Annotated in this window: 13 protein-coding genes; 6 read left to right on the top strand and 7 right to left on the bottom strand. The window is 41.2% G+C overall.

What is annotated here, in order from left to right:
* Nucleotides 1-9 precede the first annotated feature (9 nt).
* From BCU94_RS12160 to BCU94_RS12140, 5 genes are all read right to left on the bottom strand, one after another.
* Nucleotides 10-1,359 carry an efflux RND transporter periplasmic adaptor subunit gene (locus BCU94_RS12160; RefSeq protein WP_241904994.1) on the bottom strand — a complete coding sequence of 450 codons (1,350 nt, stop codon included), beginning with the start codon at nucleotides 1,357-1,359 and terminating at the stop codon, nucleotides 10-12.
* Nucleotides 1,360-1,521: 162 nt separating this feature from the next.
* Nucleotides 1,522-2,886, bottom strand: coding sequence for a TolC family protein (locus BCU94_RS12155; RefSeq protein WP_102437639.1), 1,365 nt, complete (start codon nucleotides 2,884-2,886; stop codon nucleotides 1,522-1,524).
* 229 nt (nucleotides 2,887-3,115) lie between these two features.
* Entirely contained in the window at nucleotides 3,116-3,526 is a 411-nt protein-coding gene (locus tag BCU94_RS12150; RefSeq protein WP_241903494.1) for a hypothetical protein, read from the bottom strand.
* Nucleotides 3,527-3,684: 158 nt separating this feature from the next.
* Nucleotides 3,685-3,870, bottom strand: a complete 186-nt coding sequence (locus tag BCU94_RS12145; protein WP_102476524.1) for a DUF3012 domain-containing protein — start codon at nucleotides 3,868-3,870, stop codon at nucleotides 3,685-3,687.
* Between the two features lie 34 nt (nucleotides 3,871-3,904).
* On the bottom strand, nucleotides 3,905-4,258 hold the full coding sequence (locus tag BCU94_RS12140; RefSeq protein WP_102437635.1) for an STAS/SEC14 domain-containing protein: 354 nt from the start codon (nucleotides 4,256-4,258) through the stop codon (nucleotides 3,905-3,907).
* 172 nt (nucleotides 4,259-4,430) lie between these two features.
* Here BCU94_RS12140 and arfB point away from each other — a divergent pair, with 172 nt between their 5' ends.
* The 3 genes from arfB to BCU94_RS12125 all read left to right on the top strand — a co-directional run bounded on the left by arfB (nucleotide 4,431) and on the right by BCU94_RS12125 (nucleotide 5,850).
* Nucleotides 4,431-4,847, top strand: a complete 417-nt coding sequence (arfB, locus tag BCU94_RS12135) for an alternative ribosome rescue aminoacyl-tRNA hydrolase ArfB (protein ID WP_076538839.1) — start codon at nucleotides 4,431-4,433, stop codon at nucleotides 4,845-4,847.
* A gap of 129 nt (nucleotides 4,848-4,976) precedes the next feature.
* Nucleotides 4,977-5,420: a type II 3-dehydroquinate dehydratase gene (aroQ, locus tag BCU94_RS12130; protein ID WP_076538836.1), complete on the top strand. Its 444-nt coding sequence runs from the start codon at nucleotides 4,977-4,979 to the stop codon at nucleotides 5,418-5,420.
* Nucleotides 5,421-5,457: 37 nt separating this feature from the next.
* The gene (locus BCU94_RS12125; protein WP_102437633.1) at nucleotides 5,458-5,850 is read left to right on the top strand and encodes a DUF3859 domain-containing protein; all 393 of its coding nucleotides are present in this window, start codon (nucleotides 5,458-5,460) and stop codon (nucleotides 5,848-5,850) included.
* 1 nt (nucleotide 5,851) lies between these two features.
* Here BCU94_RS12125 and BCU94_RS12120 read toward each other — a convergent pair whose 3' ends face one another.
* Complete coding sequence (locus BCU94_RS12120) at nucleotides 5,852-7,810, bottom strand: tetratricopeptide repeat-containing diguanylate cyclase (RefSeq protein WP_102476523.1); 1,959 nt, start codon at nucleotides 7,808-7,810, stop codon at nucleotides 5,852-5,854.
* Nucleotides 7,811-8,240: 430 nt separating this feature from the next.
* Here BCU94_RS12120 and BCU94_RS12115 point away from each other — a divergent pair, with 430 nt between their 5' ends.
* The 3 genes from BCU94_RS12115 to gltS all read left to right on the top strand — a co-directional run bounded on the left by BCU94_RS12115 (nucleotide 8,241) and on the right by gltS (nucleotide 11,555).
* Entirely contained in the window at nucleotides 8,241-9,248 is a 1,008-nt protein-coding gene (locus BCU94_RS12115) for a class I SAM-dependent methyltransferase (RefSeq protein WP_102476522.1), read from the top strand.
* A 306-nt stretch (nucleotides 9,249-9,554) separates the two neighbouring features.
* Complete coding sequence (locus BCU94_RS12110; protein WP_076538818.1) at nucleotides 9,555-9,764, top strand: molybdopterin-binding protein; 210 nt, start codon at nucleotides 9,555-9,557, stop codon at nucleotides 9,762-9,764.
* Between the two features lie 567 nt (nucleotides 9,765-10,331).
* The gene (gene gltS, locus BCU94_RS12105) at nucleotides 10,332-11,555 is read left to right on the top strand and encodes a sodium/glutamate symporter (protein WP_076538815.1); all 1,224 of its coding nucleotides are present in this window, start codon (nucleotides 10,332-10,334) and stop codon (nucleotides 11,553-11,555) included.
* A gap of 114 nt (nucleotides 11,556-11,669) precedes the next feature.
* Here the strand turns inward: gltS and BCU94_RS12100 are convergent, their stop codons facing one another.
* A complete protein-coding gene (locus BCU94_RS12100) occupies nucleotides 11,670-11,936 on the bottom strand; it encodes a YecH family protein (protein WP_102437627.1) in 267 nt (88 codons plus the stop codon).
* Nucleotides 11,937-12,051: the final 115 nt, after the last annotated feature.

Raw genomic sequence — 12,051 nt, 5'->3', positions numbered from 1 at the left:
TATTCCTTCCTAGTGGTTGTGGATATCAAAACCGGCTTTCGCCAATTCAGATGCCAACAGGAAAGCACCGCTAATCACTACCTGACTGTTTGGTGCCAGTCCGGTAACCATGTTCATGCCACGTTGACGTTCAACGACTTCAACTTCTACCGCTTCAAAGCCATCCTCAACTTGAATAAACACCTGCCAATCTCCATCACCGCCGCGAGTTAGTGCTGCGTCGGGTAACACCACACCGCCATTAAGCGCATTAGGTAAATATAATTCGGCAAATTGCCCTGCATGCAAGCCGTACTCAGTATTATTGATACTGACAAGCACTTGCTCGGTACGTGTAATCGGGTTGAGTTCATGCGAACGACCAATAATCGTGCCTTCAATCGAGACCTTGCCCACCTTTACCATGGCTTTATCGCCAGATTCAATACCATCAGCTTGTATAGCTGACAGTTGCGCTTCAACCCATAAGTGCGACTCATCAGTTAACTGCATTAATGGCGCACCGCCTGCAGATACTTGCCCTAACATGGCGACATCTTGTTGAACACGGCCACTAATGGGTGCCAGTAATTTGAAACTACCTATTTCACTCGGCTTTGAAGTTAACGCCACTATCTGTTCAGGCGACATTTTAATTGCTTCAAGGTTTGCTCGGGTTAACTCGGCTTGAACTTGAGCCAGTAAGCGCCGACTGGCCGTTACGGTATTCTTATTCATGCGATTTACTCGGCTCCACTCAGCGGCCGCTGTAATATAATCAGCCTGAGCTTGCGCAACTGCGACCCCCCCTAAGGTCAACAGTACTTGTCCTAGAGTCACTTCTTGCCCCGGTACGACGTGGCGCTTTAATACTCTGACATCTAATTGCGGCGCTATGGTCATGGTGCGATCGCGATCGACAATCAATGTGGCAGTAGCAACATCATCTAAATTAAACGTGCCAGCACTGAGGCTGACAACATTAATACCAGCAAGTTGTTGTTGCTGTTCGCTTAATACCAGCGCTTCATCACTGTGATCATCGACTGTGTCATTACTTTTTTCGACTAGAGCTGCAGCTGTCTCAGTTACGCCTTTTTCATCTTGGGGTTCATTATTTTCAGGAGCCTGCTCTTCTGTCACATGAGCTTCTGCAGCATGCTCTTCACTGCTGTGGATATTTGCCTGTGCAGCATCCGTATTAGCGTAAACACATCCGCTCATACCAACAGCCATACCAACAGTCACAGCCATCAATAACCCAAAGCTAATACTTCTTAAAAAACCACCTTTGAGACGGTTTGAGTAGGTCGCACTTATGTCATCCGATTTAAATTGATAAATCGCCTGTGTAGAAGGATTTAGTTGCATATTTTTCATCTTTATTACCTATGTGTCCCGCAGTTATTGCGGGGGTTTACTGATATAAAAGCGGTTATTGATAACGCTTTGCGATAGCGTTCATTTGCGACTGTTTATCGGTTCATAAACGTCAATCAACAACATAAGAATGCTTAATATTCAGTAACTAATATAGTGGGTTTAATTGGCTATTTTTAGTGATTGGGTCATATCCCTTGAGGTCAATTGCTCACGCAATATTTGCTCAAGCTGACCACTATTGCCCATCCAAGCAAGCCAATTTTCATACAAGCTTGCCTCCAGCCTTAAGCCGGCAATGTAGCTACTGCTCATTTGCTGCTGACTTTGCAAATAGTCGCTGGTGGCAATATCGCCACTACGCCATTGCGTCGATAAAGCAGAGGATGCAGCCTGACCTGATTTTTGCACCAAATCCTCCCACTGCTGATATCGTTGTAACAACCGCGGCACCGCTCGATTAAATTGCATCCATTGCTGCTGCATGAGTCGCTCTTCCACTAAATAAGCTTGCTCTGCGATGCTAATATCTTCGCTGGCGGTGGCGATTGCATCACTGTAGTTATTGCGAATTTGCAATGGAATTGAGACACCAACAGCAAACTTATTGTCACTGCCTTCGCGCTCAGCACTTAAGCTAATGCTTGGGTCTTCAGCGAGATCAGCTTTCATTTGGTTTACTGTCAGCTTGGTGAGCATCACTTGTTGATAAGCACTTTTTAATGCTGGCAATTGCGGCGATACCGATTGAAAACTCGGAATTTTAGCTAAGGCAAGGTAGTCAATATTCAGTAAATTATGGGTCATGACTTCAGCAGATTGAGATGGGTTTGAAAATAATATTGGCCCTAATAGGCCATAAACGGCAGTTTCTGCGTTGAGCATTTCTTGCTCTGCAATCGCTAAGTCAGCAGCATTATTGGCCACATCCAATTGCATCAGTTGCAGCTCAACCATTGAGATATCGCCCACTTCAGCACGCTGTTTAGCAAGCGCTAATTGCCTTTGGGCTGAATCAAATTGCTGCTGATTAAATGCCAACAATTTCTGATTCTGTTGTAGGTTAGCCAATGCCAGTAACTGCTGCGATAATAACTGACTGCGGTTAAGTTCAATTGACGCTAGCACCATTTCAGATTCTAACTGTGCCACTCGAACCGCTTCACCGCGTTTATCACTCCAATCAATGGTTTGACTCACTGCGATTGAGTAAGTGTCATCACCGGGGGCGTTTTGATAATCCAAGCCAAGCTCTGGATTATAAATGGCATTATCTGCCGAAGTTAACGCCAGCTTAGTTTGCTTCATCAACACTTTCTGGGCTCTCACCTCAGGCAGTTGCTCAAATTGCGTCATTAACTCGGGGAGCCACACATTCACACTTGAATGAACTGCTGTTTGTGATTGCGTTAGTGCCGCGAGACTCCCATTAGAGCCAATATTTTTGTCGACATCAGGTGTCGAACTATGCGCGTTAGCTGCAAATAGCGGTATCGCAATTGCAGTCGCAATGAGGGTTTTTCTCATCATAAATCCTAGATTTCAGTATTAACTGAAACGCTATTGTCAAATTTACGATTAATATTTTTCAGTAAAAAAATTATCTAAGTTCAGTGTGTTAGTACTGCTAAAAGCGACAGACACATACACAGTTTCTCATTTAGCCAATAAAGACTAGATGGCACTACTGAGCTGAATTGATACAAATTAGATAATGGTGAGAAATAATATTAATCACATAAAAATCAAAAAGGATTTATGCGATAGGGGGGCGGTAACTTAGACGAGATTCAGGCGGTAAGTAATCTTCAATGAAGGTTTTTGGTGATTCAGAAAAGGGAATACTTGGCAGCAGATTAGCCACAATGCCAATGGCAGTGGCTGAACCACCGTGACACTGACAATCTAAACAAAGCTCATAGCTTTGGTTTTGAGTATTATCATTGGTCGCATGTTGATGGTCTGCTACGGCAAATAAACTATCAACATCATTCTTATCACAAATATCTACTGGGGCAGAAAAAACCAAATGTGAATGATTTACGTCTTCTTGTTCGCTTTCTCCAAGATGCAGTTGATGCCCGCCAAAGTTAGTACTGAAAAACTGCAGTAACATAACGGCGATCATATACTTGGCATATTTTTGAATAACGACCAATGAGTGCAAAGCGTACCTTAGTGGTTCTGAGTGATTAAATCTTAGCGATTAAGTTGTGTAACTGAATCGGTAAATATGACTGCGAGTGTAACTGAAAGTTCACCACTCGCGACCATTAAATTCATCAAGCAATACTTAGATCACAAATTATCATGCTAAAAAATCAATTAAAATACACAATGCTTCGCATAATCAGCCGCTTCATTAGCAGTCCAATCACCGCTAGGTTTTTCTTTCATTTGCTTACACCACGCCTCACTGCCTACTTCTGGTGAACAGGCACTTAGACCGATAATTAATAAACCTGCGCTTAATACTGCCGCTATTTTTGAAGATGATTGAGTTAATGACATACTTTCTAATTCCCTGAATGGTTAATCAAATAAATTATTGTTGTAGCCAGGCTATGGCTTGCTGTTTTTGCTCTAATGGAAACCAAGCCACCTCACCTTGCATGAAAGGACCCAGTAAATTAACCGCATTGCCTACCCAGTCAGGGCCACCGACAAACACTAATGCATCAAAATGGGGTAATTGCACTTTATCGCCCCCAGACAAGGAGCTGACATCCCAACCTTCAAGTAACACGTCCGCCTCTATGTATAAGAAAACCTTACCAGTTTGCTCGCGATAGTCTGTGATTAAAGGTTGTAGTTGAGTGCGATAGTCTTGGGTAGATAAACGCCCACTAACGAATAAGCTAATAACGCCTTTAGCGATATCGGGGATTTGGCACAACATAAAGCAACTCCAAACGGTCAATGTGGCCTAGTTTCTAGATAATTATTGATAGTAACAAATCTTATCCGCAGTACTAAACAAAAGTTTGTTAAACTCAAGTGGTAACAAACAATAAACTCGAATCAGCCCCCTTAAATAGACCCAAGTAAATGGTAAAAAGTAGAATCATATAATGATCAAGATAACCAACAGCGTCAGCATCGAAGATAATGAAATTGAATGGCAATTTATCCGTTCAAGCGGCGCTGGTGGGCAGCACATTAATAAAGTTTCCACTGCAGCGCAGATTATTTTTGACATACGTCAGTCATCGCTACCTGAGTTTTATCAGCAAAAGCTATTAGCCAAAGCCGATCATCGCATTACTAAGAGCGGTAAAGTGATCATAAAATGCCAACAAAGCCGCAGCCAAGATTTTAATCGTCAGCTGGCATTAGAGCAGTTTATTGAGCTAGTAAAAAGTGTCGGTATAGTGCAAAAAAAACGTATTGCCACCAAAGCGACTAAAGGCAGTCAACGCCGCAGAGTCGATGCCAAAAAGCAACGCGGCGCTACGAAAGCGCTACGAAAAAACAAATCTGATTATTAAGCTGCAATCGTTTTCAAACTCGCCTTAATACAGCCATGAAAATTTATCCACTTATGGCAATAATTACATGATAAATTAACCTTATTCGGTATTATCAATACTCATCAGTAGCAATTTTAAGGAAAGTGCATGACGCCCAAAGCCAAGATTTTACTAGTTAATGGCCCTAATTTAAATTTATTAGGCCGTCGTGAGCCAGGCCTTTATGGCAGCGATAACTTAGACACCATTGTGGCAAAGTGTCAGTCTCAAGCCCATGGTGCCGAATTAGACTTTGATCATATCCAGTCTAATGCCGAACATGCACTTATCAATGCGATTCATGCCACTGATGCCAAGTTTATTGTGATCAATCCTGCCGCCTTTACCCACACCAGTGTCGCCCTGCGCGATGCACTGCTTGGGGTGAATATTCCGTTTATTGAAGTCCATATTTCAAATGTTCATGCTCGCGAGCCTTTTAGACATCATTCTTATTTATCAGATAAAGCGGTCGGGGTAATTTGCGGCTTAGGCATTCAGGGCTATGAGTTTGCAATGCAAGCCGCTATTAGCCAGCTGAGCAAGGATTAAAGAAAGGACTAGCGTTAGCTATAGAGATCTACAAGATATGAGTAAATTAAAAGCAGATGTCAGTATTATTCAAGCGGGAATTTTCAGTCAATGGGATTCTGATAGTGATGAACTGCCAAGATTTTTAAAAGCCACCGTACATGTGCCTGCTGAAATAGACATTGAATTTGGCTTTGTCACCCGTATTCGCAAAGCCAAAAATCAAGTGTTAGGTTACTGTATTTATCACCCCGATATTCCCGATGCAGAAGGCAATATTCAAGCGCCTTTCGATGGTGAAGTGTACATCAAAGAAAACGATTGGAAGTTTTACCTTGGAGACTGTATTTGGGCGCCAATTGACAACAAAGTCGGCAACTGGCGCATGACCCTAGAGCTAAACGGCAAAGTTATCGCCGATAAAACCTTTAAAGTGCATTTGCCTGAATAAGTTATTTTTCCGCAATAACCGCGCAATTGCGTCCAGCTTGTTTAGCTTGGTATAACGCGGTATCGGCAAGTTTGAGGATTGAATCCCACTCTTCTACTAGCCTTTTGGCTGTTGTCGGTCGACTTGCGCCAATCGATACTGTCACCACTAAATCATCAGCTGGAGTTATAACGGCTTCAGTGCTAATAGCCTGATTAAAACGGCTTAACACTTCATCCAGAGAGGTGGGGTCGGCTTCGTCAACTTGCAATAATATAATAAACTCTTCACCGCCCCATCGTACTAATACATCCCCTTTACGAATGCTGTTCGATAAACGCTTGGCCACTTCTGTGAGCACGATATCCCCAGTATCATGACCATAATTATCGTTCACTTTTTTAAAGTTATCGCAGTCAATCATCAACATACAATAATAAGCATTCGGAAATGCGGTTAGCTCATGATGAATAAAGTGCTCGATATAGCGGCGGTTGTGTAGTCCTGTGAGTTGATCGTTATTTGAAGCTTTATACAAACTTTTATTTGATGTTCGCAGGCTATCGATGTTCTTTTCACTTAAAAAGTAACGTCTAATTAATAACACTAAGCCAATAGCTAAAATAGCCAAAGCTAACAACCATATTCTTTCTTGTAGCTCTTTTTTATCAAGTGTGGCGGCCTTCAGTTCATTTTCTGCGGTTAATAAGGCAATTTTTTCATCTTGAAGCTGGCCTTCATACAAGGCTTTTAAGGCAAATAACTGTTCTTCACGCTGATTGAAAAGCAGCTTTTGGGTGCCTTCATAATAAGTGGTTAATTGCTCAATGGCCTCTGGGTATCGCTGCTGTGCTTGATAGACTCGCGCCAATAATTCATAGGACTTTAATAGTGAGTCTTGGTTATCAATGGCCTTAAGCCCGGCCATGGCATTGTTGGCATAATCACCAGCAGTGGCGCTATCACCCTTAAATAAACTGACCTCGCCGAGACCCATTAAGCATTCGTTATAAGGTAATTGATCATGCACTTGCTTCGCGAGCTCAACACATTCCATTGCCACTGGCTCAGCCTCAGCAAAGAGTTGCTGACTAATTAATAAGTGGGTCTGGGTCATTAAGGCGTTGACAATAAGCTGGTTATTATTGGACTCCCGTGCCACGGCAATGCTTTTTTCACTGTATTGGGTCGCCGCTTCTATATCATTAATTTCTAGCATATTGTTACTAGCATTACTGTATAGGATCACTAAGTACTCAAAGCTGACATTATCACTTTTAAGATATAACTCAGTGGCTTTTTTATTGTATTCAATCGCGCTAGGCCAATCTTCAACCATAGAATAAAGCACTGATATATTTGAATATAACTTAAATACAAAATCGCTATTATTGGTGGTTTCAGCCAGTTTAATCGCTCTTTGATAATCCTCAATCGCTAATTCATAAGCTAAACTACGTGAGTGAATTATGCCTCGTATATTAAGTGCACGAGCCAGTAAGCGGTCATAATGCAGTTGTTCGGCTAAGCTGATCGCTTGCTCTATCAGTCGCAGCGCTTTTTTACCTTCACTTTTTCTCGCCGCCAAGGTGCCTTTAATGGTTAGGCCTTCGGCCACAATCCAGTCTTGGCCGCTATCTAGGCCAAATTGATATAAGGTTTTAGCTGTTTGCTCCGCCGCCTCAACATCAGACAGTACAAATTGAATGTTATAAAGGATCAGATAATAAATAGTATGAAAATAGTCATTATCATCGATGACACCTTGAGATTTAAGTTGCTCTAAAGCCGTTAAACTCCCCTCAGGATCTTTATCAGCCTCATGATATAACTTAGTTAATTGTTGGCCGTGTTCACTGCTGGCGATCTCATCTAATAGATCAAATGCGGCAGGCTTTTCTGCACTAGCAGATGTCGCAAAAATACAGCAAAAGAACAGCAATAAAGCAGGTAATAGTTTATGGCGCAGCAGGTGATTCAAGTGAACCTCGTCGTTTACAACTAACTAAATCGAAAAATTAATCAAATAGCGAATACTTGGAATAACTAAAGCAGAGAACCGCTACGGCATACTCTTGAGTTGACGGAGCATAAATGGTCTTACAACCCCAACTTAGAGTCATCTGCTATTTCGCTCGACAATTACAATATAAAAAACTATTTCGATTATTTTCAGATATTTACAGGATGTAAAAAGGTAACAGATTTCGTTAAAGAGTGTGGATATTTTCGATGAAAAATATGGCTAAGGCTACAATTTGTTACTTTTAAAAATAAATATGAGAGCTTGATTTCAGTGCTTGTTACAGAGGGCATATAAATCCTCCTTCAGAAGCGGTAACACATACCGACAAGTAACTCGAAGCTTGATATAATCCCTTTTTGCCTTTTTAATGCTAACGAGCACAATTATGTCATTGCAGTCTTCTCTTACTCACGCCATTAATCAACGCGCTGAATTTTTTAAACAAGCAGCGCTTCAACAAACCGATTGTTTTCGGGTATTTCATGGCACAGTTGAAGGCGAAAATGGTCTTAATATTGACCGTTATGGTAATGCATGGCTCATTCAAACATTCCATCAGACCTTAACTGAGCAACAGCTTGCGCAAATAACTGAAGTCCTTAACGCACATATTGAGTTACCTATTATCTACAATGACCGTGCTAAACGTAATTCACGCATTGAAAATAATCTTGCTGATGACTTCAATGACTTTGCCTGTTCAGAGCAAGTTATCCAAGAAAATGGCATCAAGTTCACCTCAAAATTACGCCATGAAGGCCAAGACCCGTTATTGTTTCTCGATATGCGTATCGGTAGAGAATATGTCAGAGCCAATAGCCAAGGCAAAACCGTGCTAAACCTATTTTCATACACTTGCGGTATTGGCACTGCAGCAGCCATAGGCGGTGCAACTCGGGCAGTTAATGTGGATTTCTCATCATTTGCTTTGGCTGCGGGTAAAAAGAATGCTGAGCTCAATGAGGTGGCTGATACTTGTGAGTTCATTCAAAGCGATGCCTTTCCTGCGCTGCGTCAATTAGCTGGTCTTAAGGTTGGTGGGCGCCGCGGGCAAAAATTACCTAAGTACCCTAAGTTAGCTGCGACTCAATTTGATTTGGTATTTTTAGATCCGCCACGTTTTGCAAAAAGCCCATTTGGCACCGTTGATCTGATTAATGATTACCAAGGTTTATTTAAGCCTGCAATGCTAACAACAAAAAGTGGTGGCACCATAGTGTGCTGTAACAATGTCGCCAAAGTGGAACGACAAGCCTGGCTCAACAGCTTAGTGCGCTGTGTTGAAAAACAAGACCGCAGTGTCAGCTCAATTGAATGGTTGCATTGCCATGAAGACTTCCCGTCTTTTGATGACAACCATCCCCTTAAGATTGTCGCACTAACGATTGATTGATTCTTAATGATAAAAAAAGCCAGCTTGCATCATAGATACAAGCTGGCTTTTTACTTTATAGGCCATTATTTTCTATTCATAACGCCCATCAATTAACCCATTAGGTTTTACTAATTTTTTAGCACTTATCCCTCGCAAAAGTTAACCTCTGAACAAGCAAAATTGAATTTATCAATTAAACTTAGGCTCATGGTTCATTTTTACGCACAGTGGAACGAGCCATACATTTCGCTTTAAAAATTATAAATACCTTATTTTTATAATTAATATCAGCACATTGACTCATTAATAGGAAATTTAAATATTATGAAAATCAGCGCTCGTAATTCACTGGTTGGTAAAATCACCTCAATCGAAGAGGGTTCTGTAAACAATGAAGTGGTCATTGAACTTGCACCAGGAGTTGAGATCACATCAGTAGTCACTAAAAAGTCTTGTCAGCAACTTGGTTTAACTGTGGGCGGTAATGCTTACGCGATTATTAAAGCTAGCAATGTCATGGTTGCTGTTGATTAATACCCTTTACCATTTGGCTGTTACAGGTTTATTTAAAGTACATAAAAGTACCTATTAGCCCGCTTTAGCCAGCGCTATATGAGCGAAATGAACTTCCTTTCATTTCGCTCATATATCTATAAACATCAGCATCGGCAAACCACTCCAATGAGCAATTTTTCAGTTTTAGAATAAATAGCACACACCATAAAACATACTATGTAATCTGCTTTGATTGAGTCTAGCGGCAATTATTTATCTTAAACAGAGCCAGATACAGTCACTAAAGTGACTTTTTATTCCTCAAAACTCAGATTCTCCACCTGCAAATTCACAACATAAGCAGTGCAATTAAGCCAACAAAACCACCTTTACAATTAACATCAAGGGTTTAGCTTTTAATAACTTGTTAAATCAGCTCAACAAATGAACGACACTTGGCCTTTTAAGGCAATCCCCATGATATTTACCGCTAAGTTCCTCTATAATCAATATAACTAATAAATTAAAGCAAAATATTTATGCATATCTAATTGTGATATCTAATCACATTGTGTAACTCATTCAGTGCAAAACAAAAGGAGTTCCATGAATACTGTTTATTCTATTGGAGAGCTTGAATCTTTCCTCGTGGCAATTTTGGTACTATTCATTGGCCATACAATTAATCGACACGTACCTTCTTTCAGAAAATATAATATCCCAGAACCCATCGTGGGTGGACTTATCGTTGCAGGCGTAATCACCATATTACACTTCAACAAAATCAGTTTAGAATTTACTCTTTCAATGCAAAATACCTTGATGCTGATGTTTTTCAGTACCGTGGGGTTAGCGGCAAGTTATAAGCTATTAATGAAAGGCGGTACTAAGGTCATTGTCTTTTTAGGCATTGCATCTTTATATATCATTATTCAAAATGCGGTGGGCGTTAGCTTAGCCAGCGCTTTAGGGCTAGAGCCGATAATGGGCTTAATCGCTGGTTCAATTACCTTATCAGGTGGTCACGGCACGGGTGCTGCTTGGGCGCAAACCTTCCAAGACAACTATGGTATTAATACTTTAGAGTTTGCCATGGCAGCGGCCACCTTTGGTCTAGTCATGGGCGGTATTATTGGTGGTCCAGTTGCCCAGCGCCTTATCAATAAACATAATCTTGTTTCTTCATATGGTGTGGGTGGTAATCATCACGTAGATCATCCTGACTTAGTAACCTATGACCAATTAGAAATTGATCGCGTTACCGGTAAGAAAATTTTAGAAGTGCTATTCATTCTGCTGCTATGTGTGGCAGGGGCTAAGTGGTTCGGCAAATTTGTTAGCTCCATGGATATTGCATGGTTAAAAATGCCTGACTTTGTTTATGCCTTATTCTTTGGCGTGGTCATCACCAACGCCACTGAGTTGAGTCGCGGCTACAAAATCAACAGTGAATGTGTTGATATTTTAGGTACTGTGTCCTTGTCACTGTTTTTAGCAATGGCATTGATGAACCTAAAGCTGTGGGAAATATTTGATTTAGCGGTACCGCTATTAATCATCTTAGTGTCTCAAGCGGCTATTTTAGCGGTGTTTGCCTACTTTGTTACCTTTAGATTAATGGGCTCAAACTATGACGCTGCAGTGATGGCTGGTGGTCATTGTGGTTTTGGTATGGGCGCAACCCCAACTGCGGTAATGAACATGGGCGCATTAGTTTCACGTACAGGTCCGTCGCCACAAGCCTTTATGGTAGTGCCTATTGTAGGGGCATTCTTTATTGATATTGTGAATGCCATTATCTTGCAAGGCTATTTAAGCTTTATGGGCTAGCGCTTAATACGCGAGTTTAACCGCTCGCTTTAGGGCTTAGTTAAAGCTAAACACAGATACAAAAATGCCAGTCAGTGACTGGCATTTTTGTCTTAAAGAAAACCGAATCCGCGACTAAGCCGTTGCCTCTTGGGTTTCTTTACCTGCACAGTGACCACATTGATTAATCACAAAACCAGCTTCAGTTTCAGTTAAACGACCGTTGCTAATAAACAGTTCAACTAACTGTGCGGCGCTCATATCACTGGCACGACAAGTATGAAACTCTGCATTTTCACCAAATTCTGCTGCCATCAACGCCAGCCATTGTTGTTGTGGCTGCGGGGTATTTTGATCTTTCATCAATTTGATAACGTTACGACCATGAATTGATTTTGACATTAGAATTCCTCAACAGTTAAAAAGCTATTTTACGACACAATCACTATTCCACTATTGCGTTAGCTCATGGTTTAACAAAAATTAACCTACTGAATTATCATCTAGACGCTGATTG

Source organism: Shewanella sp. 10N.286.52.C2, from assembly GCF_002874545.1.
In the GTDB taxonomy this organism is placed as follows: domain Bacteria; phylum Pseudomonadota; class Gammaproteobacteria; order Enterobacterales; family Shewanellaceae; genus Shewanella.
The sequence above is the reverse complement of the archived record's forward strand: the minus strand, read 5'-3'. Positions and strand labels throughout refer to the sequence as shown.

Excerpts from the sequence above, each read along its gene's own strand:
- BCU94_RS12160 (WP_241904994.1), bottom strand. The coding sequence starts at position 1,359 with ATGAAAAATATGCAACTAAATCCTTCTACACAGGCGATTTATCAATTT.
- BCU94_RS12155 (WP_102437639.1), bottom strand. The coding sequence starts at position 2,886 with ATGAGAAAAACCCTCATTGCGACTGCAATTGCGATACCGCTATTTGCA.
- BCU94_RS12145 (WP_102476524.1), bottom strand. The coding sequence starts at position 3,870 with ATGTCATTAACTCAATCATCTTCAAAAATAGCGGCAGTATTAAGCGCA.
- BCU94_RS12140 (WP_102437635.1), bottom strand. The coding sequence starts at position 4,258 with ATGTTGTGCCAAATCCCCGATATCGCTAAAGGCGTTATTAGCTTATTC.
- arfB (WP_076538839.1), top strand. The coding sequence starts at position 4,431 with ATGATCAAGATAACCAACAGCGTCAGCATCGAAGATAATGAAATTGAA.
- aroQ (WP_076538836.1), top strand. The coding sequence starts at position 4,977 with ATGACGCCCAAAGCCAAGATTTTACTAGTTAATGGCCCTAATTTAAAT.
- BCU94_RS12125 (WP_102437633.1), top strand. The coding sequence starts at position 5,458 with ATGAGTAAATTAAAAGCAGATGTCAGTATTATTCAAGCGGGAATTTTC.
- BCU94_RS12115 (WP_102476522.1), top strand. The coding sequence starts at position 8,241 with ATGTCATTGCAGTCTTCTCTTACTCACGCCATTAATCAACGCGCTGAA.
- BCU94_RS12110 (WP_076538818.1), top strand. The coding sequence starts at position 9,555 with ATGAAAATCAGCGCTCGTAATTCACTGGTTGGTAAAATCACCTCAATC.
- gltS (WP_076538815.1), top strand. The coding sequence starts at position 10,332 with ATGAATACTGTTTATTCTATTGGAGAGCTTGAATCTTTCCTCGTGGCA.
- BCU94_RS12100 (WP_102437627.1), bottom strand. The coding sequence starts at position 11,936 with ATGTCAAAATCAATTCATGGTCGTAACGTTATCAAATTGATGAAAGAT.